Raw genomic sequence first — 1217 nt, 5'->3', positions numbered from 1 at the left:
ATCCGTGTTTTCTATGATGCTTGCAAGTTTGGTTGATAATTTTTTTGATATGTAGTGCCCCGCCGCACGACGGCGAAGACGCGCTCGATGATTTTGTTCTTCACCGCGTTGGCCACCACCCGGTGGGTCTTTCCCGCCGCCCGTTTGCGTCGGTAGTAGGTCTTCAGATCGGGGTCATATTGGATGGCGGCCAACAGTCCCATACTCAGGTCTGCTTTGAGGCTACCGCCCCGTCGTTTAGGCGAACCCCGGTGACGGTAAATGGAACTGCCCGATTCGAAGCGGCGCGGAACGATGCCGATGTAGCGGCAGAAGGCTTTAGCGTCCTGAGCGGTAAAGCGGGTAAAACCACCGGTCAACACCAGGATCTGCCAGGCACACACCTGACCGACGCCGCTGACCGAACGGACCAACTCGAACTGCCGGCGGAGGGCTTCGTCTTCGGCGATGACCTGGGCTAGTTGCTGCTCACACGCCACAATACTCTGTCGCAGCGCCTCCAGGGGCCGTTGCTGTAGCTCTTCGATCAACTGGGCCGTAGCCCCCAGGGGAGCCTGCCCGGCAAGTTCTCCCAGGGGTTGTTCAAGAATATCGCGGACCAGTAGCAAGCGCTTGCGCAGACTATGCAGATGAGCGATGAGGCTCAGGGCGGCCCTGGGCGGCACGTATTCCTGGAGTTGATCGGCAAAGCGGCTACCGTATTCGGCCAGGCGCACAGCGTCCAGGGCATCGGTTTTGTCGTAGGCGTAGCGGCTGCCCAGACTCGCCTGCACCCGCCGGGCGTCCACCAGGCTGAGCCGCCCCCCCAGGTCCAGCCAGGTAGCGCACAGGTCGGCCGTGTAGATTCCGGTGTGTTCGGCAATGAGCCGGCACTGACTTAGCTCGAAGCCCTCGGTGGCGGCGTACCGCCTCAGCAGTTCGCGCACTAGGGTACGTACGCCTACCCCCGTATTGGGAATCTCAGCCCGGTAAAGGGAGAACCGATCGCGATGACGGAGTAAACACAAACTCAGGGAGTGCTTAGCCACATCACAACCGAGCACAAATGTGAAATGATCCATAATTTTGGAGCGTTTTACGTGCTGGAAGACTCCCGTCGGCCAAGCGTCTGTCTACAGACCTTTAATGGGGCTTACTTCCCCGCTTTTTCTATACAGACCACGGACTCTTGGCCACTTGCCGAGTGAGCAAACACGGAATAGGCCTCGACGCCTCAA

General features: G+C 59.2%; 1 protein-coding gene. It reads right to left on the bottom strand.

Features of this window, described 5'->3' with window-relative positions:
• Window positions 1–11: 11 nt before the first annotated feature.
• Window positions 12–1061 (bottom strand): transposase, encoded by a 1050-nt coding sequence (locus NMA52_RS18700; RefSeq protein ID WP_254829232.1) that lies wholly within the window; start codon window positions 1059–1061, stop codon window positions 12–14.
• Between the last annotated feature and the right edge of the window lie 156 nt (window positions 1062–1217).

It is taken from the genome of Lewinella sp. JB7 (assembly GCF_024297185.1).
Lineage (GTDB): Bacteria > Bacteroidota > Bacteroidia > Chitinophagales > Saprospiraceae > Neolewinella.
This window is presented reverse-complemented; position numbering and strand designations above follow the sequence as displayed.